Source organism: Nonomuraea sp. SBT364, assembly GCF_001083785.1.
GTDB lineage: Bacteria > Actinomycetota > Actinomycetes > Streptosporangiales > Streptosporangiaceae > Nonomuraea.
The window spans coordinates 56,100-76,473 of the sequence record NZ_LAVL01000024.1 but is presented as its reverse complement, the minus strand read 5'-3'; the positions used below and the strand labels follow the sequence as shown (position 1 = coordinate 76,473).

Below are 20,374 nucleotides of genomic sequence, written 5' to 3'. Positions count from 1 at the left end.
CCGGGACACTACCCGGCCAGGTGTTCGCGGGGCCTCGTCCGTGCGGATGAACGGCGTCCTACCTGAGGCCAGAATTTCCGCTGCACCCACAGGGTCGCGGTGCCCGCGACGAGCATCCCGAGCACGTTCAGCGCGAGCTGCGAGACCGACCCGGCGACCGCGCGCCACTCGCCGAGCGCCAGCGCCACCGCCATGTAGCCGGCGGCGGGCACGGTGGTGACCGAGATGAACACGCCGATCAGCGCCGACGACTTGCCGGCCGTGATCGACAGCACTCCGGCGGCCCCGGCCAGCACGGCCACGATGAACGACCAGCGGTCCGGCGTGACGATGAAGCCGACCTCGTCGTTCGTCCGCAGGCTCTCGGGGCTGATCCAGTCCAGCCCGTACGACACCAGCGCGCAGACGAACGTCAGCCCGATCGCGAACGTGAAGCCGACGACCAGGGTCCGGAACGCGCCGGCGATCAGGTGCGCGCGGCCGCCCAGCAGCCCGAAGCAGATCGCGGCGACCGCGCCGAACTCCGGGCCGAGCACCATCGCGCCGACGATGAGGATGACCGAGTCCTGCAGCACGGCGATGCCGGCGAGCTGTGTGGCGATCCCCAGGAAGGCCAGGTAGGCCCAGGTGACGCGGGAGTCGGCGTGCACCTTCTGCGCCAGGTCCTCCCAGACCACCGCGTCGTCGGGGTCGCCCGGCGCCTCCTCGACGGCTTCCTCGGCGGCTCTGGACAGGGCCATGTCGAGCTGTTCGGCCGCGATCGAGCCCTCTTCCTTGAGCCATTCGAGGCGGCCGATCACCTCGTTGGCCGACTCGCGCGCCAGATCGCACAGCACCAGGTCGCCGGGCGGCCGGTGGGCCGCGCCGCGCAGGACCGCGACGTTGGTGACGCCGCGGCAGTCGTCGAGCACCGCCAGCACCTCGCCGGTGCGGTCGGCCGGGCTGATCAGACGCAGATGGAGCACCCGGCCATTGTCGTCCATCGGACGTTGACCTTCTATTGAGCGTGATCCGTCAGGCTGACTTCATGCGCACGTTCACCTGTCATGACCACGGCGAGGACTGCTGGTTCGCGGACATCGACGACCTGGGCTGTTCGGGCAGGTTCGCGAGCTATCTGTTCGACGAGATGTTCAGGTCCGGCGAAGCCGTACCCGCCTGACGGAGTGTTCGGCGCCCTTGTGCAGGACGAGATCGGCGCGGCCGCGGGTGGGCGCGATGTTCTCGACGAGGTTGCGTTCGTTGATGTCGCGCCAGACGTTGACCGCGAAGTCCGTCGCCTCTTCGTAGGACAGTTCGGCGATGTGCCGGAAGTAGGACTTGGGGTCCTCGAACGCGGTGCGGCGCAGCTTGTGGAAGCGGTCGACGTACCAGGTGCGGATGTCCTCCACCTTGGCGTCGACGTAGATGGAGAAGTCGAAGTAGTCGTTGACCGCCAGTGAGGTGGGCGGGGCGGGCTGGAGGACGTTGAGGCCCTCGATGATCAAAATATCGGGATTTTTCACGATCTGGCTGGCGCCGGGGACGATGTCGTACTCCAGGTGGCTGTAGACCGGGGCCCGCGCCTCGGCCGCGCCCGCCTTCACCTCGGCCACGAACCGCACCAGCGCCCTGCGGTCGTAGCTTTCCGGGAAACCCTTGCGGTGCATGATGCCCTTCGACTCCAGCACCGCGTTGGGGTAGAGGAAGCTGTCGGTGGTGAGCAGCTCCACGTGCGGGTGCTCGGGCCAGCGGGCCAGCAGCGTGTGCAGCAGTCGCGCCGTCGTCGACTTGCCGACGGCGACGCTGCCCGCGATGCCCAGGATGTACGGCATGCGCCCGCCCGGCCGCCCGAGGAAGGCGTTCAGCACGCTGCTGCGCTGCTGCGAACCGGTGAAGTGCAGGTTCAGCAGCCGCGTCAGCGGTAGGTAGATGTCGGTGACCTCGGCGAGGTCGATGGGGTCGTCGACGCCTCGCAGCTCTTCGAGCTCGTCCGCCGTGAGAGTCAAGGGCGTGTTCTTGCGGAGCTCGCTCCACTGCTCCCTGCTCAGTTCAACGTAACCGTTGTTCACTCTGGCAGCGTAGCGATGGTGTCAGAATGCGGTTCCGGCCGGGGTATCCACAGCCTGTGGACAAAATCGGGGGATTACCGATACTCAGTTCGGGGAGCGAGGGAGGTTTTCGCATGGACCGACGCAACTTCCTGACTCAGACGGCCGCGCTGGCCGCCGGGCCGTTCGCGGGTGTCGCCTGCGCGGGACGGCGCGGCGGCGCCACCCCCGCGCCCGGATACGGGCGGCTGGTCCCGGTCAAGGACCTGCGCGACGGCGAGGTGCGGCTGCATCTGCCCGAGGGGTTCCGCTACCGCTCGTTCAACGCGGCCGGGGAGAAGTTCTCCGACGGCAGCCCGGTGCCCGGCAGGCACGACGGGATGGCCGCGTTCCCCGGGCCGCGCGGCAGCGCGATCCTCGTACGCAACCACGAGGTCAACGGCCCCGTCGGCGCGTTCGGCGACGAGCGCCTGGCCTACGACCCGATGGCCGGCGGCGGCACCGCGACCCTGCGGGTCAGCCGCTACGGTGAGGTGGCCGCGAGCAGGCCGTCGCTGACCGGCACGATGATGAACTGCTCCGGCGGCCCGATGCCCTGGGGCGCCTGGGTGAGCTGCGAGGAGACCGTCAACGGGCCCGACGTGGGCGACGACTTCTCCGGCGGCGACAACACCAAGCTGACCGAGAAGCACGGCTATCTCTTCGAGGTGCCGGCCAAGGGCGTCTCCCGGGCCAGGCCGATCAGGGCCGCCGGGCGGTTCGCGCACGAGTCGGCGGCCTTCGACCCGGCCACCGGCACGCTCTACCTGACCGAGGACAACTTCGGCTTCCCGTCCGGCTTCTACCGCTACGTACCACCGCGGCATCCGATGCGGGAGGGGCGGCTGCTCGACGGCGGCAAGCTGCAGATGCTCGCCGTCGCCGGCAGGCCGCGCGCGGACCTGTCCACCGGGCAGGAGCCCGGCGCGTCCTTCGCCGCCGAATGGGTGGACATCGACGACCCCGACCCCGATTTCACCGGCAGGCCGTCCAACGACGAGGCCGTGCAGGCGGTCGGCAGGCAGGGGCGGGCCGCGGGCGCGGCGATCTTCTCCAGGCTCGAAGGCGCCGTCTGCCACCAGGGCACCGTCTACTTCGTCTCCACGCAGGGCGGCGACCCCGCGCCGGGGGAGACGCCGCCGGACGGCTTCGGCGGGGGCCGGGGCCAGGTGTGGGCGTACGAGACGTGGAGCGGCCGGCTCAGGCTCGTCTACCAGTCGCCCCGCGCGGCCGCCCTCGACCTGCCGGACAACGTGACCGTCAGCAGGCGCGGCACGCTGGTGCTGTGCGAGGACGGCGACGGCGACAACTTCCTGCGCGGGCTCACCAGGGCCGGAAAGATCTTCGACTTCTGCCGCCTGGTCCCGGTGCCGGGCGACGCGGGCGCGGAGTTCGCCGGCTCCACCTTCGGCCCCGGCGGCCACACGCTGTACGTCAACGTGCAGTCCAGGCAGGGCCGCTCGTTCGCCATCTGGGGTCCATGGCAGCGCGGTGACTTCTAGATAGCCTGGGACCATGATCCTGGGCATCGGGGTGGACGTCGTCGACATCGCGCGGTTCGAGGCCACGCTGAAGCGCACCCCCGCGCTGCGCGAACGGCTGTTCACCGAGGTCGAGCGGCCGCTCCCCGTCCACTCGCTGGCGGCCAGGTTCGCGGCCAAGGAGGCCGTGGCCAAGGCGCTGGGCGCGCCACCGGGGCTCGCCCACCTGGAGGCCGAGGTGCGCTGCGACGCACTCGGCAAACCGGAGCTGCACGTCAGCGGCAAGGTCGCCGAGGCCGCCTACGGGCTCGGCGTGAAGCGCTGGCACGTCTCCCTGAGCCACGACGGCGGCGTCGCCCTCGCCTACGTGATCGCCGAAGGGTGACGTGATGCTCACCTCCTACACCGCCGACCAGATCAGGGCCGCCGAGCAGGCGCTCATGGCGCGCCTGCCCGGCGGCACGCTCATGCAGCGCGCCGCCGCCGGGCTCGCCACCGCGTGCGCGGGCCTCCTCGGCAGCGTGTACGGCAGCCGCGTCGTGCTGCTCGTGGGCAGCGGCGACAACGGCGGCGACGCCCTGTACGCCGGGGCCCGGCTGGCCAGGCGCGGGGCCGCGGTCGAGGCGGTGCCGGCCGGATCGCGCACCCATCAGGCGGGGCTGGCGGCGTTCCGCGAGGCCGGCGGGCGGATCGGCGAGGCAGCCGCGCTGGACCGCGCGGACCTGGTCGTCGACGGGCTGGTCGGCATCGGCGCCACGGGCGCGCTGCGCGAGCCGTACGCGGCCCTGGCCAAGCGGGCGAACGCGGGGCCCGGGCTCGTTGTGGCCGTCGACGTGCCCAGCGGGGTGGAGGCGAGCACCGGCAGGGTGGAGGGCGCCGCCGTGCGGGCGCACCTGACCGTGACCATGGGCGCGTACAAGACGGGGCTGCTCGTCGACCCCGGGGCCGAGCACGCCGGACGGGTCGAACTGGTCGACATCGGGCTGGCCCCCCACCTGCCGCCACCGGACGCGACCGCCCTGACCCGTGACGACGTGCGCCGGCTGCTGCCCAGGCCGGGCGCGGAGTCCGACAAGTACCGCAGGGGCGTGGTCGGCGTCGCGGCAGGCAGCGACCTCTACACCGGCGCGGCCGTGCTCGCCGTCGGCGGGGCGCTGCGGGCCGGGGCGGGCATGGTGCGTTACGCCGGTCCTCCCGGGCCTGCCGCGCAGGTGCGGGCGCGCTGGCCGGAGGCGGTCATCACCGAGCTGGCCGAGCCGTCGATCGCCGGTGTCGGGCGGGTGCAGGCGTGGGTGCTCGGGCCGGGGCTCGGCACCGGTGACCGGGCCCGCGAGCTGGTCGGCCGGGTGCTCGCCTCGGACGTGCCGGTCCTGGTCGACGCCGACGGGCTGAACCTGGTGGCCAAGGAGCCCGGGCTGCTGCGCCGCGGCGCGCCCGTGCTCATCACCCCGCACGCCGGCGAGCTGGCGCGGCTGACCGGGGCGGGACGGGACGAGATCGAGGCCGACCGGCTGGCGCACGCCCGCCGCGCCGCCGCCGAGCTGGGCGTGACGGTGCTCCTCAAGGGTTCCACCACGGTGGTGGCCGGCGAGGGCGTCCCGGCCCGCGTCAACACGACGGGGACCCCGTGGCTCGCCACCGGGGGCACCGGCGACGTGCTGTCCGGCATCGCCGGGGCGCTGCTGGCCCAGGGCCTGAGCTGTCACGACGCCGGATCGTGCGGCGCGTACCTGCACGGGCTCGCCGGGCGCGGGGCGGCAGACGGGGCGCCTCTGGCCGCCGCCGACGTGGTGGCCGCGGTGCCGTCTGCCATCAGGGAAATCGCGCTCGACCATCGGAGCGAGCTGCCAAACTAGAACTATGGACTCCCGGACGGCGACCCCCGCGCAGGCGCGCGTCGACCTCGCCGCGATCAGGCACAACGTGGCCCTGCTCAAGGCCCGCGCCTCCGGCGCGGAGCTCATGGGGGCCGTCAAGGCCGACGCCTACGGGCACGGCCTGGTGCCCGCCTCGCGGGCCGTGCTCGACGGCGGCGCGAGCCGGCTCGGCACCGCGTTCGTCAGGGAGGCGCTCGCGCTGCGCGAGGGCGGGATCACCGCCCCCGTGCTGGCCTGGCTCCTCACCCCGGGCGAGCCGCTGGAGGAGGCGCTGCGGGCCGACGTCGAGCTGTCGGCCGCCGACCGGGGGCTGCTCGGCGAGATCGCCGCCGCCGCCCGTCGCACCGGCGTCACCGCCCGGGTCCACCTGGAGGCCGACACCGGCATGAGCCGCGGCGGCGCCCCGCTCGCCGCCTGGCCCGACCTGCTGGCCGACGCGGTGGCGCTGCAGGCCGAGGGCGTGGTCGAGATCACCGGGCTGTGGTCGCACTTCGCCTGCTCCGACATCCCGGGGCACGCCTCGGTCGAATCGCAGCTCGACCTGTTCGACACGGCGCTGAAGCTGGCGGAGCAGGCGGGGGCCGGCGGCTCGCACGTCATCAGGCACCTGGCCAACTCCGCCGCCATCCTGACCCTGCCGCGGGCCCACTACGACCTGGTCAGGCCCGGCATCGCCCTCTACGGGCTGAGCCCGATCCCGGAGCTGGGCGACTTCGGGCTCACGCCGGCGATGACGCTGGTGGCCCGGATCGCACTGGCCAAACGGGTCCCGGAAGACTCCGGAGTGTCCTATGGACACCTTTACATCACGGATCGGGAGACGACGCTTGGCCTGGTGCCGCTCGGGTACGCCGACGGCATCCTCAGGCACGCGACGGGGCGGGCCGAGGTGTTGGCGGGAGGCCGCCGCAGGCTGGTGGCCGGCCGGGTCTGCATGGACCAGTTCATGATCGACATGGGTGACGACCCGCTGGCGGCGGGCGACGAGGTCATCCTGTTCGGGCCGGGCGGGCAGGGTGAGCCGACCGCTCAGGAGTGGGCCGATACCCTCGGCACGATCACGCATGAGATCGTGACGAGGATCGGCGCGCGGGTGCCGAGGGTGTACGAAGGCTGAGGGACATGACGACGACAACACGGCGCAGGGTCGGGATCGCGGGCGCGCTCGTCGGCGCCGCCTCCGCGGGGATCGCCGCGGCCGCCATGGCCAAGCGCTACGCGGTCGGCCGCATCCGGTTGCGCCCCGACACCGAGGCCAGCGAGCCGTTCGGCGAGCTGCGCGGCCGCGAGCGCACGCTGATCACCTCCGACGGCAAGGCGCTGCACCTCGAGCTCGACGGCCCCGACGACGCGCCGCTCACCCTCGTCTTCTGCCACGGCTACTGCCTCAACCTGGAGTCCTGGCACTACCAGCGCAGAGAGCTGCGCGAGCAGCACCGCATGGTGCTGTGGGACCAGCGCTCGCACGGCCGCTCGCAGCGCGGCGCCGCCGACGACAGCACGATCGACCGGCTCGGCGAAGACCTGGCCGAGGTCATCGAGCAGTACGTGCCCGGTCCCTGCGTGCTCGTCGGCCACTCCATGGGCGGCATGACGATCATGGCGCTGGCCGACAGCCGCCCCGAGCTGTTCGGCGACAAGGTGCGCGGCGTGGCGCTGCTGTCCACCTCGGCGGGCAAGCTGGCCGAGCTGACTCTTGGGCTGCCCGCGCTGGCCTCCAAGGTCGTGCACAAGCTGGCCCCCACGACCGTGTCGATGCTGGGCCGCCGCGGCTCGCTGATCGACCGCACCCGCCACGCGGGCAGCGACATCGCCTTCCTGATGACCCGCTACATGGGCTTCGGCGACTCCCGCAACGTCAGCCCGACCGTGGTCGACTTCGCCGAGTCCATGATCAGGGCCACGCCGACCGAGGTGGTCGCCGACTTCTACCCGGCGCTGATGGACCACGACAAGCTGTCCGCGCTGCACGTGCTCGACCCCGTGCCGACCGCGATCATGGTGGGTGACAAAGACTGGCTGACCCCGCCCGAGCACAGCAGGGCGATGGCCGAAGCGCTGCCCAAGGCCCAGCTCACCGAGGTGCCCGACACCTCCCACCTGCTTCAGCTGGAGCGGCCCGGCGTGGTCAACGACGCGCTGCGCGACCTGATCAAGAGGGTGGTGCTGTGAGGCTCCCGACCGCCGAGGAGATGCGTGCCTACGGCGCCCGGCTGGCCGCCCGGCTGCGGCCCGGCGACCTGGTGGTCCTGTCGGGTCCGCTCGGCGCCGGCAAGACCACGCTCGTGCAGGGCATCGGCGAGGGGCTGAAGGTGCGCGGGCCGATCACCTCGCCCACGTTCGTCATCGCCCGGGTGCACCCGTCGCTGGCCGGCGGGCCGCCGCTGGTGCACGTCGACGCCTACCGGCTCGGCGGCGACCTGGAGGTGGACGACCTCGACCTCGACGCCTCGCTGGAAGACTCGGTGACCGTCGTCGAGTGGGGCGAGGGCCTCGTCGAGGGGCTGTCGGAAGACCGCCTGGAGATCCACATCGACCGCGAGGCCGGTGACGAGGCGCGGCTGGTGACGCTGCGCGGCATCGGCGCCCGCTGGGCGGGCGACACGCCGTCTGAAGGGGCACAAGAGTAAAACCACCGCCATGCCCCGGTGATCCTGTCACCCTTGACGTATCACGCCGATGACATGAAACATGATCATTGGTAAGGGTTGGCCCAGAAATTCTGGGTATCAGGAGGGGCGGCATCCGCGATTTCGGTGGATGCTTGGTGAAAGACGGCGGAGTGGGGTGCGGCGGTGCTCAGGGTCAGCCAGGTCGCGTACGCGGGAGCCATCCTCATGATCGGCCTCGCCGGATGCTCAGCGGAGGCGCAAACACCGCCGTCGGGATCGGCGACACCGACGGCCACACCCACCGGGAGCCCCACGGCGGCCCCGACCGCCACCGGCAGCCCCACGACCAATCCCACCGGCAACCCCACCGGCAACCCCACCGCGAGCCCGGCCGCGACCCGGCCGTCCATCCTGGTCCAGCTCAACCCCGACCGCGTCACCGGCGGTGAGACCTCCACCGTCTGGGTGCTGGCCAACTGTCCCGAGCCGACCGGCGGCCCCGCCCACAGCGGCACCGCGACGTCCCGGGCGTTCGTCAGCGGCGTCACGCTCAATCCGGCCGGCGGCGCGACCTCCTCGCCGGCGCCGACGGGCACCCGGGCCGGCGGCGCGTGGGTGCGCGGGCAGGCGCAGGTCTCCGGCACCGTGCGCCGCGGCTCCTACCGGGTCGACGTCAAGTGCGACGGCACCAACCACGTCGGCCGGGCCACGCTGCGGGTCACCGCGCCCGAGCCGCTGCCCGACGACGTGCCCACCAAGGCGCCCAGGGCGGGCGGCGGCGGCACCTTCGGCAAGGACGTCGACGAGGGCTCGTCGATCCCGCTCGTGCCCGTGGGCCTGGCGCTCGGCGTCGCGTTCGCGGCCGGGATCGGTGTCGCGGTCAAGCGCCGCCGGTCCTAGGCATGGCACGTTCCGGACGGGTGGTGCTCGCGGGCGCCGTGACGGGTCTGCTGCTGGTCGCCTTCGGCAAGAACATGCAGTCCACTCCCGAGCAGGCCGCCGCCGGCGTCGTGCCGGAGAGCATCGACATCCCGTCGATCGAGGTCGAGGCGCCGCTGATGAAGCTGGGGCTCAAGGACGGCGAGGTCGAGCTGCCCCCGTACGAGAAGCCCAAGATCGCCGGCTGGTACACCGGCAGCGCCGTGCCGGGCGATGAGGGCGCCTCCGTCATCGTCGGCCACGTCGACACCAAGACCGCGCCCGCCGTCTTCTACAAGCTCCGCCAGGTGCGCAAGGGCGAGGCCGTCAAGGTCCGGCGCAGCGACGGCAAGGTCGTCGAGTACAAGGTCACCGCGATCGAGCAGGTGCACAAGGACGACTTCCCGCTGCGCAAGGTCTACGTCGACGACGGGCTCAAGCTCGTCACCTGCGGCGGCAAGTTCGACTACGCCAAGGGCGAGTACGTGGACAACATCATCGTGTACGCCACCGAGGCCTGAAAAGCGGTTGCGCCCCTCTGTGACCATGGAAGACATGAGCGTGGACACCAATCCGCCCGCGTCCGGTTCCCGGGTGCCCTGGCACCAGGTGCACCCGGGCGTCCGGAAGGCGATCGAGAAGCTGCTCGGCGCCCCCGTCGCCGAGGCGGTCACCCAGGAGGGCGGCTTCTCCCCGGCCGCGGCCGTGCGGCTGCGCGCCGCCAACGGCCGCCGGGCCTTCGTCAAGGCCGTCGGCCCCGAGCCGAACGCCGACGCGGTGCGCATCTACCGGGCCGAGGCCCGGGTCGCCGCCGCGCTGCCCGCCTCGGTGCCGGCGCCCCGGCTGCTCGACACGTTCGAGCTCGACGGGTGGGTGGTGATGGCGTTCGAGGACGTCGACGGCCGCCACCCGGCCATGCCGTGGCAGCGCGACGAGCTCGACCTGGTGCTCGCCGCCGTCGACCGGATGTCCGCGGCGCTCACCCCGTCGCCGATCGACGTGCCGACGATCGAGGAGCTCATGGGGGAGTCCTTCCAGGGCTGGCGCACGCTGCTCGGCGAGGACACCACCGGCCTCGACCGGTGGGCGCTGCGCCACCTGGGCGCGCTGGCCGAGCTGGAGTCCGGCTGGGGCCGGGCGGCCATGGGCGACACGCTCGTCCACTGTGACCTGCGGGCCGACAACATGCTCATCTCCGGCGACCGCGTCCACGTCGTCGACTGGCCGTGGGCGTGCCGGGGCGCCACCTGGTTCGACCGGATGGCCCTGCTGCCGTCGGTCGGCATGCAGGGCGGGCCGCCGCCGCACGAGCTGCTGCCCGACCCCGACCCCGACATCACCAAGGGCGTCGTCGCCCTCGCCGGCTACTTCGTCCGGCAGGCCAGGCAGCCGGCGCCGCCGGGGCTGCCCACGCTCCGGGCGTTCCAGCGGGCCCAGGGCGTGGTGGCGCTCGAATGGCTCCGGGAACGCACGGGCTGGGCCTGATGGCGCCGGCCTGCCGGTAGGCTAATCAGTCGTGCTGGTCCTGGCCTTTGACACCGCGACGCCCGCCGTCACCGCTGCCCTCCACGACGGGCAGCGGGTGCTCGCCGAATCCACCACGATCGACGCCCGCCGTCACGGCGAGCTGCTCGTGCCCACCGTCGAGCGCGTCCTCGCCGAGGCCGGCGTCGCGCTGCGCGACGTCACGGCCGTGGTCGCGGGCAGCGGCCCCGGCCCCTACACCGGTCTGCGCGTCGGCCTGATGACCGCGCAGGGCCTGGCGACCACGCTCGGCGTGCCCGCCCACGGCATCTGCACGCTCGACGCCGTCGCCTACGGCTCGGGGCTGGACGAGCCGTTCCTGGTCGCCACCGACGCGCGGCGCAAGGAGGTCTTCTGGGCCCGCTACGCCGACCGGCGCACCAGGATCGACGGCCCGTTCGTCGACCGTCCCGCCGACGTGCCGGTCGAAGGGCTGCCGGTGGCCGGGGCCGAGCTCTACCGTGACATCCTGGGGCCCGCCGTCGCGCCCGCCTACCCGTACGCCGGATTCCTGGCCGCGCTCGCGGCCGAGCGCCTCGCGGCGGGCACGCCGCTCGACCCGGCGCGCCCGATCTACCTGCGCCGTCCCGACGCCGTGGTGCCCGGGGCGCCCAAGCGGGTGACGGCGTGAAGCTGCGGCAGATGACCGAGGCCGACCTGCCGGCGGTCATGGCGATCGAGCGGGCCACGTTCCCGCACGACGCGTGGAGCGAGGGCATGATGCGCGGCGAGCTGGCCGACCAGCCGCGCACCCGGCACTACGTGGTGGCGCTGGTGGGCGAGGAGATCGTCGCCTACGCGGGGCTCGCCGTCGCGGCCGACCAGGCCGACGTGCAGACCATCGCGGTGCTCGGCACCCACCGGGGCACCGGCATCGGCGGCGCCATGCTCTCCGCGCTGCTGCAGGAGGCCGGCCGCAGGGGGGCCAGGGAGATCTTCCTGGAGGTGCGCGAGGACAACCCGGTGGCGCGCGGGGTCTACACGCACTTCGGGTTCGAGGAGATCGGCACCCGCCGCCGCTACTACGACGACGGCACCGACGCGATCATGATGAGAAGGAAGCTGGATGGCTGACGCACCCCTGGTCCTGGGCATCGAGACGTCCTGCGACGAGACCGGCATCGGCATCGTCAGAGGTCACACGCTGCTGGCCAACACCATCGCCTCCAGCATGGACGAGCACGCCCGCTACGGCGGCGTGGTGCCGGAGGTGGCCTCGCGGGCCCACCTGGAGGCCATGACGCCGACGGTCGAGGCGGCGCTGGCCGAGGCCGGGCTGAAGTTCTCCGACATCGACGCGATCGCCGTCACCGCCGGGCCGGGGCTCGCCGGGGCGCTGCTGGTCGGCGTCGCCGCGGCCAAGTCCTACGCGCTCGGCCTGGGGGTGCCTCTCTACGGGGTCAACCACCTGGCCGCGCACGTCGCCGTCGACCAGCTGGAGCACGGGCCGCTGCCCAAGCCGTGCATCGCGATGCTGGTCTCCGGCGGTCACTCCTCGCTGCTGCTGGTGCCCGACGTGGCCGCGGACGTGATCTCGCTCGGCTCCACCGTCGACGACGCCGCCGGGGAGGCGTTCGACAAGGTGGCGCGGGTGCTCGGGCTGCCGTTCCCCGGCGGGCCGTACATCGACAGGGCCGCCCGCGAGGGCTCCGGCACCGCCGTCGCCTTCCCGCGCGGCAAGATGGACGACGGCACGCTCGACTTCTCCTTCTCCGGCCTCAAGACCGCCGTCGCCCGCTGGGTGGAGGCCCGCGAGGCGTCCGGCCGGCGCATCCACGTGCCCGACGTGGCCGCCTCCTTCCAGGAGGCCGTCGTCGACGTGCTCACCCGCAAGGCGCTGCAGGCGTGCAAGAAGTACGAGGTGCACGACCTGCTCATCGGCGGCGGGGTGGCGGCCAACTCGCGGCTGCGCGCGCTGGCCCAGGAGCGGTGCGACGCGGCCGGCGTCCGGCTGCGGGTGCCCCGGCCCGGCCTGTGCACCGACAACGGCGCCATGGTCGCCGCGCTCGGCTCCGACCTGGTGGCGGCCGGGGTGACGCCGTCCACGCTGGAGATCCCGGCCGACTCCTCGATGCCGGTCACCACGGTCCACGTGTGACCTGCACTAGTGCAACTCGGGGTAATTTCACCTGGTGAGGGGGCCTTTCCAGCGGTTCTGCGTACGTTGTCAGCATGAAGTACACAGAGGGCCCGTTCGCCCCCGCCACCGAGGAAGTCACCGCCTACGACCTGCCGGTCACCGGGCGCGTACCCACCGAGCTCAACGGCCGCTACTTGCGCAACGGGCCGAACGCGCTGAACATCGAGGACCCCGTCGTGCACATCTGGGGCATGGGCCAGGGCATGGTGCACGGCGTGCGCCTGCGCGACGGCAGGGCCGAGTGGTATCGCAACCGCTGGGTCAGGACTCCGGGCGCCGCGCCGATGGTGCACGTGATCGAGCACGCCACCCGCACCTTCGCCCTGGCGGAGGGCGGGCTGCCGCCGGCCGAGCTGGACGAGGAGCTCAACACGGTGGGCGTCTGCGCGCTGGGCGGCACCCCGGAGGGCTTCACGGCCGGTGCCCACTCCAAGCACGACCCGCTCACCGGCGCGCTGCACTCGCTGTCGTACCACGTGGGGCAGAGCTTCGTGCAGTACATCGTGACCGAGCCCGACGCCACCGTCGTGCGGAGTACGGCGATCCCGCTGACGCGGACCCCGTTCATGCACGACTTCGCGCTCACCGAGAACCACGTCGTGCTGTGGGACACGCCGCTCGGGTTCGACGGGTTCGAGTGCCGCTGGCTGCCCGGGCATCCCACCCGCGTGGGCGTCATGCCGCGCGCCGGGGGTGAGGTGCGCTGGCTGGAGATCGACCCGGTGCACGTCAGCCACACGCTCAACGCCTACGAGGACGGCGGCTCGATCGTGGTCGACCTGATCACCGCCGACGGGCCGTTCGACCCGGCCGACCCCGGCGGCATCCGTCCCGTCCTGGACCGGTGGACGATCGAGGCGGACAAGGTGGTCCAGCGGCGTCTCGACGACCGGCCGCAGGACTTCCCGCGCCTGAACGAGGCCCGCACCTCCCGCCGGCACCGCTACGGCTACTCGGCCGTCACGGATCTGTACGGCATGCCGTTCACGGGCGACGGCACGCCCCCCGACGACGCCTTCAGCAACGCCCTGGTCAAGCACGACCTGGATCGCGGGACCACCGAGGTGCACGGGTTCGGCCGCGACGAGTCCGTGGGCGAGGCCGTCTTCGCCGCCACCGGGACGGGCGAGGACGACGGCTACCTGCTGGCCTACGTGTCCGACCCGGAACGCGGCGCGAGCGACCTGGTGATCCTCTCGGCGCAGGACTTCACCGGCGCTCCCGTCGCCAGGATCCACCTTCCGGTACGGGTGCCGCTCGGGCTGCACGGCAGCTGGCTGCCCGACCGCGTGTGACAGAGTTGACCGGTGACCGACCCCCGTCCGCCCTACCTGCGGATCGTCGCCGAGATCGAGCGGCGCATCGCCGAAGGCGAGCTGCGGCCCGGTGATCCGGTCCCCACGACCAGGGCGATCACCCGGGAGTGGGGAGTGGCGATGGCGACCGCCACCAAGGCGCTGACCGCGCTGCGGCAGGCGGGCGTCATCGAGTCCGCGCCGAGGGTGGGCTCCGTGGTCGCCGCCCCCGCCGCGCCCCGCCGCTCCGCCGAGACGCTCGAACGTGACCGGATCGTGCGCGCCGCCATCGAGATCGCCGACGACGAAGGGCTGGCCGCGCTGTCGATGCGGACCGTGGGCTCCCGGCTCGGCGTGGCGACGATGTCGCTCTACCGCCACGTCGAGTCCAAGGCCGAGCTCGCCCGGCTGATGGCCGACGCCGCCTTCGCCGAGATCGACTATCCCGCGCCGCCGCCGGGCTGGCGATCCCATCTGCGGGTGGCCGCCCGGCTGCAGTGGGCGGCCTACCAGCGCCATCCCTGGCTGCCCCGGGTCGTGTCGGTCACCCGGCCGATCGTGCTGCCCGGCATGGTCGCCTACGCCCAGTGGTCGCTGCGCGCGCTCGACGGCCTCGGCCTCTCCCCGGACACGCGGCTGCTCGTCTACGCCACCCTGGTCAACTACGTGCGCGGCACCGCGGTCAACATCGAGAGCGAGACCGACGCCGAGCGCGACACCGGGATGACCAGCAAACAGTGGATGTCCCTGCGCGTGAGCGTCGAGGGGCCGCTCATCACGCAGGTGACGGACCCGAGGGTGGCGCTCGACCTGGACGCGATGTTCACGTTCGGCCTCGAACGGCTGCTGGACGGGCTGTCGACCGTCATCACGCCGCGGCGCTGAGCGGCCCCGTCAGTCCTTCGTACGGGTCGGGCGCAGCAGGGCTTCGGCCAGGGCCAGCATGGTCTCCTCAAGGGCGCCCAGGCGCTTGTTGAGGTCGGCCGTGGCGGGCTCGACGATGCCCGAGACCGTCTCGGCGAGCGCGTCGCGGTCGGGGCGGGAGCGGACGATCTCCGTGAGCGACGCCGCCGCCTCGGCCAGCCGCTTGACGTGCTCGTCGCGGTGGGAGTCGAGCAGCTCGCCGATGCGCTCGTCGATGGCCAGCGCGGCCGGGAGCTTGCCGATGTGCTCGCCGACGGACTCCAGGGCCTCGCTGGCCTGCTCGGAGCGGGTGGTGAGGCCGCTGAGGTGGGCGTCGAGGCCGTCGACCCGGGTGACCAGGTGCTCCTCCGCCTCGGCCAGCCGCTCGTCGAGCGCGTCGAAGCGCTGCTCCTGGCCGCCGAGCCGGCCGTCGAGCCGGTCGAAGCGCCCGTCGTGCCCGCCGAGCCGCTCGGCCAGGGCGTCGAACCGCTCCTCGTGCCCGCCGAGCCGTTCGGCCAGCGAGTCGAAGTGCTCCTCGTGCCCGCCGAGCCGTTCGGCCAGGGCGTCGAAGTAGCCGTCGTGGCCGCCCAGCCGCTGGGCGAGCGCGTCGAAGCGCTCGTCCTGCCCGCTGAGGCGCTCGGTCAGGGTGGCGAAGTGCCCGTCGTGGCGGCCGAGGCGGTCGCCCAGGGTGGTGAAGTGCTCGTCGTGGCCGTCGAGGGTCTCCGCGAGGGCGTCGAAGCGGGCGTCGTGGCCGGTGAGCGCGGCGTTCATCGAGGTGAGGCGGCCGTCCACGGCGGCCAGGCGGGTGCCGAAGCCGTCGAGGCGCGAGTCGACGGCGGCGGCCCGGCCGTCGAGGCTCTGCAGGCGGCCGTCGACGCCGGCCAGCGTCTCGTCGGCGCTCTCGAAACGGACGTCGACGCTCTCCAGGCGCGAGTCGATCGCGACGAGCCGGCCGTCGACCCGGTCGACGCGGCTGTCGACGCCGTCGAAGCGGCCGCCGAGACGCTGCTCGGCGTCGTCGACGCGGCCCAGCAGGCGCTCCTCCAGGGCGTCGACCTTGGCGTTGACCTGCTCGGCCGAGGCGGACGACTGCTGCGTGGTGAGGGCCAGGCGCTCGTCGAGGCTGTCGGACAGGTCCAGCATCACGCCCTCGACCCGGTCGGTGCGCGAGTGAAGCTCGGCCAGCGACTTGTCGATGCGGCTGAAGCGCCCGGCGGCGACCTCCATGCCCGCGCTGACCTGCGCCAGCTTGGTGGTGAACTCGCCCATCCGCTGGGTCACCCCGTCGGTGACCTCCAGCACCGACTGCAGCCGGCTGAGCGCCTCCTCGACGTTCGCGGACACGGCGCCGAGGTCGGCGCGCAGCTTCGGCAGCTCCGCGACGGGGTGCACCCGCTGGCTGACCGACTCCACCCGGGTGTCGACGCCGCCCACCTGCTCGCCGACGGCGTCGACGTGGTCGCGCACGGCCTCGACGTGCTGGGCCAGCCCTTCGGCCCACATGGGCGGCTTGGCCGCGATGTCGTCGAGTCGCCCAGAGACGGTCTCAAGAGTGCCGCTCAGCCCGCCGAGCTCGCGTTCGCGCACCTCGCGCAGGAGCCACTCCATGCCCTCCAGCCGCTGCCGGATCTCATCCAGGACGGCTCCCTGCGTGCGCTGCTCGTAAACATGATCCTGGGCGGCACGCGCCAGCAGCTCCCGCATCCTGTCGGAGATGGCGGTCTGGCCGCCTGCCTGCAGAAGGGTGGTGGTGTGGTTGGAGTGGTCCACCGAAAGGCTCCTTCGCTGTCGACGGTCTGCCGCGTGGCGGTGGTATGGGTCCGATGTGCAGATGTAAGAAGGAGAACGCGGCTCACCGCAATAGGGGGGAGAACTCCCGCCCGCCAACCTTAGCCTTTCGATCAAGGTCCGTCATCGGCGAAGGAGAAGATCGCGCTTATGATGGAATCGTCCCGATTTGTCATTCACGCAGGTCGCGGCGGGTGGCAGATCAGGACCGATGGTTTATCCATAATCCTCGTCAGAATGACGACGGCGGATTCTTCACCGGAAAGCCGGAGGTCGCCGCGCAGCCGTTCGATATCCACAGCCGATCCGCGCTTTTTAATGGTGACATTTCCGATTCGGCGAGCCCGCAGCGCCGCTCTGAGCCGTTTGAGTGAGAACGGCAGCGTCTCGTCCACCTCGTACCTCGCGGCCCACGGCGTGTCGACCGGCTCGTCCCCCGAGATGTAGGCGATCATCGGGTCGGCCAGCCAGCCGCCGACCAGTTCGGCCACCTCGCCCACCAGGTGCGCCCGCACGGCGGCCCCGTCCGGCTCGTACACGTACCGCCCCACCGGCCCGGTGGTGGCCTGGACGCCGGTGGCCGTCAGCGTGTGCCCGCCCGGCAGGAGCGTGGCCCGCCTGCCCGGCTCGCCGGCGCCCGTCCAGAGCGCGGCCTCCTTCACCTCGCCCTTGTACGAGACCCACTCGGCCTGCGCCTGCTCGGGGATGAACTCGTACGGGATGCCGGGGGCGACCTTGAGGCAGGCGCGGCGCGCCCGGGAGAGCAGGTCGAGCACCACCGGCCAGGGCGGCGAGTAGGCCATGGGGTCGAACGTGCGGCCCCTGGAGCCGCGCCGCGCCGGGTCGGCGAACAGCACGTCGTGGTCCTCGGGCCGCACCGTCGCGGCGTCGGCCACCCGCACCGTGACGCGGTCGCCCAGGCCGAACGCCTCGGCGTTGGCGCGGGCGACGGCGGCGGTCAGCGGGTCGGCGTCGACGGCGTCGACCGTGCGGCCGTCGCGGGCCAGCGCCAGGAAGTCGCCCCCGATGCCGCAGCAGACGTCGGCGACCCGAGGCCCGGCGCCGGTCTCCGTCAGGCGGCGGGCCCGGTGCTCGGCGACCTCGGCGCGGGTGGACTGCTCCAGGCCGTGCGGGGTGAAGAACATGCGGGCCGCGTCGGCGCCGAACTTGGCGCGGGCCCGCTCGCGCAGCCCCGCCTGGGTGAGCGCCGCCGAGGTGAGCGCGGCGTCGTAGGTGCGGCGCAGCCGGGTGGCGGCCGCGACCGGGTCGGTCCCGGTGAGCTCCTCCGCCTCGGCCAGCGCCCGCAGGCCGCGCGGGGTCAGCAGCTCGGCGAAGGCGTCCAGGTCCACGACGTACGACGGTAGTGCACGTCGTACGGGAGGCCGGAGACCGGTGTCGCGCCGGGCCCTCGCGATCGCCGGCGTGTCGGCGCGTCGCGCGCCAGGGCGGCCCCGGGCCGGAACCCCGCCCGGACCGGGATCCTGGCCGACCTGGCGGAAGGCTCGTCCCCCTGATCGCCCAGAGCGGACGCGTTCGTGTTGACTGTCAAGCCCCTCTTGCATATGTTTCCTGTTGGCACTCTCCCCTTGAGAGTGCCAACTGTGCGACGAGGCAGGTCTGGCACCCGCGACGGCAGGCCCCGCTGGTCGCCTCTTCTGATCATTCAAATCTGAAGGGGAGGTCCGATCGTGACGACCGCCACCAAGGTTCCCGTTAAGCCGCTCGGCGACCGAATCGTGGTTCAGCCGCTTGAGGCAGAGCAGACCACCGCTTCCGGCCTGGTCATCCCTGACACCGCCAAGGAGAAGCCGCAGGAGGGCAAGGTCCTCGCGGTGGGTCCCGGCAACTGGGACGAGGACGGCGACAAGCGGATTCCGCTCGACGTCTCCGAGGGCGACATCGTCCTCTACAGCAAGTACGGCGGCACCGAGGTCAAGTACGGCGGCGAGGAGTACCTCGTGCTCTCCGCCCGCGACGTTCTCGCGATCATCGAGAAGTAAGCCGGTCGTGTCGGGCCCCGGGCGCTCCAAAGGCGGCCGGGGCCTTCGACGCTAGGAGAGGACTCTCAGCAAAATGGCGAAGATCCTGGAGTTCGACGAGGACGCCCGCCGCGCACTTGAGCGCGGAGTCAACGCCCTCGCGGACGCCGTGAAGGTTACCCTCGGCCCGCGTGGCCGCAACGTCGTCATCGACAAGAAGTTCGGTGCTCCGACGATCACGAACGACGGCGTGACCATCGCTCGTGAGATCGAGCTGGAGGACCGCTACGAGAACCTCGGCGCCCAGCTCGCCAAGGAAGTTGCCACCAAGACCAACGACATCGCGGGTGACGGCACCACCACCGCGACCGTCCTGGCCCAGGCCATGGTCCGCGAGGGCCTGCGCAACGTGGCCGCCGGCGCCTCGCCGCTGTCGCTCAAGCGCGGCATCGACAAGGCCGCCAAGGACGTCAGCGACCGGCTCCTCGCCTCGGCCATCGCGGTCGAGGACAAGAAGGCCATCGCCGACGTGGCGACCATCTCCGCCCAGGACGCCAAGATCGGTGACCTGATCGCCGAGGCGTTCGACAAGGTCGGCAAGGACGGCGTGCTGACCGTCGAAGAGTCCAACGCCATGGGCATGGAGCTGGAGTTCACCGAGGGCCTGCAGTTCGACAAGGGTTACCTGTCGGCCTACATGGTGACCGACTCCGAGCGGATGGAGTCCGTCCTGGAGGACGCCTACATCCTGCTCACCCAGGGCAAGGTCTCCTCGATCGCGGACTTCCTGCCGCTGCTGGAGCAGATCGCCCAGACGAAGAAGCCGCTGCTCGTGGTCGCCGAGGACGTCGAGGGCGAAGCCCTGGCCGTCCTGGTCACCAACAAGATCCGCGGCACCTTCACCTCCGTCGCCGTCAAGGCCCCCGGCTTCGGCGACCGCCGCAAGGCGATGCTGCAGGACATGGCCATCCTCACCGGCGGCCAGGTCGTCAGCGAGGAGGTCGGTCTCAAGCTGGAGAACGTCGGCCTCGAGGTGCTCGGCACCGCTCGCCGCATCGTCGTCACCAAGGACGCCACGACCATCGTCGACGGCGCCGGCGACGCGGCCGCCATCGAGGACCGGGTCAAGGAGATCAAGCTCGCGATCGAGCAGTCCGACTCCGACTGGGACCGCGAGAAGCTCCAGGAGCGCCTGGCCAAGCTCGCCGGCGGCGTGTGCGTGCTGCGCGTCGGCGCGGCCACCGAGGTGGAGCTCAAGGAGAAGAAGCACCGCCTCGAGGACGCGATCTCCGCGACGCGCGCCGCGATCGAGGAGGGCATCGTCTCCGGCGGCGGCTCCGCGCTGATCCACGTCGCCAAGGAGCTCGACGACCTCGGCCTGACGGGCGACGAGGCCACCGGCGTCAACATCGTGCGCCGCGCGCTGGTCGAGCCGGCCCGCTGGATCGCCGAGAACGCCGGTCTGGAGGGCTACGTCGTCACGCACAAGGTGGCTGAGCTGCCCGCGCGTCACGGCCTCAACGCGGCCACCGGCGAGTACGGCGACCTGCTCGCGCAGGGCGTCAACGACCCGGTCAAGGTCACCCGCTCGGCGGTGCAGAACGCGGCGTCGATCGCGGGCATGCTGCTGACCACCGAGGCTCTCGTGGTCGACAAGCCCGAGGAGGAGGCCCCGGCCGCCGGCCAGGGGCACGGCCACGGGCACGGTCACTGAGGTTTCCGCCGCACGACGGCCCGCACCGGCTTCCGGTGCGGGCCGTTTTGTGTTTGTAGCGCTATGTCACATTT

The 20,374-nt window shown here is 72.3% G+C and carries 21 protein-coding genes; 17 read left to right on the top strand and 4 right to left on the bottom strand.

Features of this window, described 5'->3' with window-relative positions:
* Nucleotides 1-8 precede the first annotated feature (8 nt).
* On the bottom strand, nt 9-983 hold the full coding sequence (locus ADY59_RS14600) for a DUF389 domain-containing protein (protein ID WP_231618716.1): 975 nt from the start codon (nt 981-983) through the stop codon (nt 9-11).
* Nucleotides 984-1,027: 44 nt separating this feature from the next.
* Here ADY59_RS14600 and ADY59_RS53365 point away from each other — a divergent pair, with 44 nt between their 5' ends.
* Nucleotides 1,028-1,162, top strand: a complete 135-nt coding sequence (locus ADY59_RS53365) for a hypothetical protein (RefSeq protein WP_269433599.1) — start codon at nt 1,028-1,030, stop codon at nt 1,160-1,162.
* Here ADY59_RS53365 and coaA read toward each other — a convergent pair.
* Nucleotides 1,134-2,051: a type I pantothenate kinase gene (coaA, locus tag ADY59_RS14595; protein WP_049562417.1), complete on the bottom strand. Its 918-nt coding sequence runs from the start codon at nt 2,049-2,051 to the stop codon at nt 1,134-1,136. The two genes, ADY59_RS53365 and coaA, sit on opposite strands and share 29 nt — an antisense overlap.
* 113 nt (nt 2,052-2,164) lie before the next feature.
* Between coaA and ADY59_RS14590 the strand changes: the two genes are divergently transcribed.
* The 14 genes from ADY59_RS14590 to ADY59_RS14525 all read left to right on the top strand — a co-directional run bounded on the left by ADY59_RS14590 (nt 2,165) and on the right by ADY59_RS14525 (nt 14,801).
* On the top strand, nt 2,165-3,571 hold the full coding sequence (locus tag ADY59_RS14590) for a PhoX family protein (RefSeq protein WP_049562416.1): 1,407 nt from the start codon (nt 2,165-2,167) through the stop codon (nt 3,569-3,571).
* Nucleotides 3,572-3,584: 13 nt separating this feature from the next.
* Nucleotides 3,585-3,935 carry a holo-ACP synthase gene (locus ADY59_RS14585; RefSeq protein WP_049562414.1) on the top strand — a complete coding sequence of 117 codons (351 nt, stop codon included), beginning with the start codon at nt 3,585-3,587 and terminating at the stop codon, nt 3,933-3,935.
* Between the two features lie 4 nt (nt 3,936-3,939).
* Entirely contained in the window at nt 3,940-5,406 is a 1,467-nt protein-coding gene (locus tag ADY59_RS14580) for an NAD(P)H-hydrate dehydratase (protein ID WP_049562447.1), read from the top strand.
* 4 nt (nt 5,407-5,410) lie between these two features.
* Nucleotides 5,411-6,544 carry an alanine racemase gene (gene alr / locus ADY59_RS14575; protein WP_049562412.1) on the top strand — a complete coding sequence of 378 codons (1,134 nt, stop codon included), beginning with the start codon at nt 5,411-5,413 and terminating at the stop codon, nt 6,542-6,544.
* Nucleotides 6,545-6,549: 5 nt separating this feature from the next.
* The gene (locus ADY59_RS14570) at nt 6,550-7,599 is read left to right on the top strand and encodes an alpha/beta fold hydrolase (protein ID WP_049562411.1); all 1,050 of its coding nucleotides are present in this window, start codon (nt 6,550-6,552) and stop codon (nt 7,597-7,599) included.
* Nucleotides 7,596-8,057, top strand: coding sequence for a tRNA (adenosine(37)-N6)-threonylcarbamoyltransferase complex ATPase subunit type 1 TsaE (gene tsaE / locus ADY59_RS14565; RefSeq protein ID WP_063780660.1), 462 nt, complete (start codon nt 7,596-7,598; stop codon nt 8,055-8,057). Before ADY59_RS14570 ends, tsaE begins: the two co-directional genes overlap by 4 nt.
* A gap of 165 nt (nt 8,058-8,222) precedes the next feature.
* On the top strand, nt 8,223-8,939 hold the full coding sequence (locus ADY59_RS14560) for a hypothetical protein (RefSeq protein ID WP_049562409.1): 717 nt from the start codon (nt 8,223-8,225) through the stop codon (nt 8,937-8,939).
* A gap of 2 nt (nt 8,940-8,941) precedes the next feature.
* Entirely contained in the window at nt 8,942-9,478 is a 537-nt protein-coding gene (locus ADY59_RS14555) for a class F sortase (protein WP_049562408.1), read from the top strand.
* A 34-nt stretch (nt 9,479-9,512) separates the two neighbouring features.
* Complete coding sequence (locus tag ADY59_RS14550) at nt 9,513-10,442, top strand: phosphotransferase (RefSeq protein ID WP_049562407.1); 930 nt, start codon at nt 9,513-9,515, stop codon at nt 10,440-10,442.
* Nucleotides 10,443-10,473: 31 nt separating this feature from the next.
* Nucleotides 10,474-11,112: a tRNA (adenosine(37)-N6)-threonylcarbamoyltransferase complex dimerization subunit type 1 TsaB gene (gene tsaB / locus ADY59_RS14545; protein WP_049562405.1), complete on the top strand. Its 639-nt coding sequence runs from the start codon at nt 10,474-10,476 to the stop codon at nt 11,110-11,112.
* The gene (gene rimI, locus ADY59_RS14540; protein WP_442937700.1) at nt 11,109-11,555 is read left to right on the top strand and encodes a ribosomal protein S18-alanine N-acetyltransferase; all 447 of its coding nucleotides are present in this window, start codon (nt 11,109-11,111) and stop codon (nt 11,553-11,555) included. The genes tsaB and rimI overlap by 4 nt, the downstream gene beginning before the upstream one ends.
* On the top strand, nt 11,548-12,579 hold the full coding sequence (tsaD, locus tag ADY59_RS14535; protein WP_049562403.1) for a tRNA (adenosine(37)-N6)-threonylcarbamoyltransferase complex transferase subunit TsaD: 1,032 nt from the start codon (nt 11,548-11,550) through the stop codon (nt 12,577-12,579). Before rimI ends, tsaD begins: the two co-directional genes overlap by 8 nt.
* Nucleotides 12,580-12,653: 74 nt before the next feature.
* Nucleotides 12,654-13,916 (top strand): carotenoid oxygenase family protein, encoded by a 1,263-nt coding sequence (locus ADY59_RS14530; RefSeq protein WP_049562402.1) that lies wholly within the window; start codon nt 12,654-12,656, stop codon nt 13,914-13,916.
* Nucleotides 13,917-13,928: 12 nt separating this feature from the next.
* Nucleotides 13,929-14,801, top strand: coding sequence for a TetR/AcrR family transcriptional regulator C-terminal domain-containing protein (locus ADY59_RS14525; RefSeq protein ID WP_049562400.1), 873 nt, complete (start codon nt 13,929-13,931; stop codon nt 14,799-14,801).
* A 9-nt stretch (nt 14,802-14,810) separates the two neighbouring features.
* On the opposite strand, the gene ADY59_RS14520 is transcribed toward ADY59_RS14525, so the two are convergent.
* Both ADY59_RS14520 and ADY59_RS14515 read right to left on the bottom strand, forming a co-directional pair.
* Complete coding sequence (locus ADY59_RS14520; protein WP_049562399.1) at nt 14,811-16,589, bottom strand: hypothetical protein; 1,779 nt, start codon at nt 16,587-16,589, stop codon at nt 14,811-14,813.
* 194 nt (nt 16,590-16,783) lie between these two features.
* Entirely contained in the window at nt 16,784-17,956 is a 1,173-nt protein-coding gene (locus ADY59_RS14515) for a class I SAM-dependent methyltransferase (protein ID WP_049562397.1), read from the bottom strand.
* 339 nt (nt 17,957-18,295) lie between these two features.
* On the opposite strand from ADY59_RS14515, the gene groES reads away from it, so the two are divergent.
* Together groES and groL are read left to right on the top strand one after the other, a co-directional pair.
* The gene (groES, locus tag ADY59_RS14510; protein ID WP_043623565.1) at nt 18,296-18,607 is read left to right on the top strand and encodes a co-chaperone GroES; all 312 of its coding nucleotides are present in this window, start codon (nt 18,296-18,298) and stop codon (nt 18,605-18,607) included.
* A gap of 73 nt (nt 18,608-18,680) precedes the next feature.
* On the top strand, nt 18,681-20,300 hold the full coding sequence (gene groL, locus ADY59_RS14505) for a chaperonin GroEL (RefSeq protein ID WP_049562394.1): 1,620 nt from the start codon (nt 18,681-18,683) through the stop codon (nt 20,298-20,300).
* The last annotated feature ends 74 nt before the right edge of the window (nt 20,301-20,374 follow it).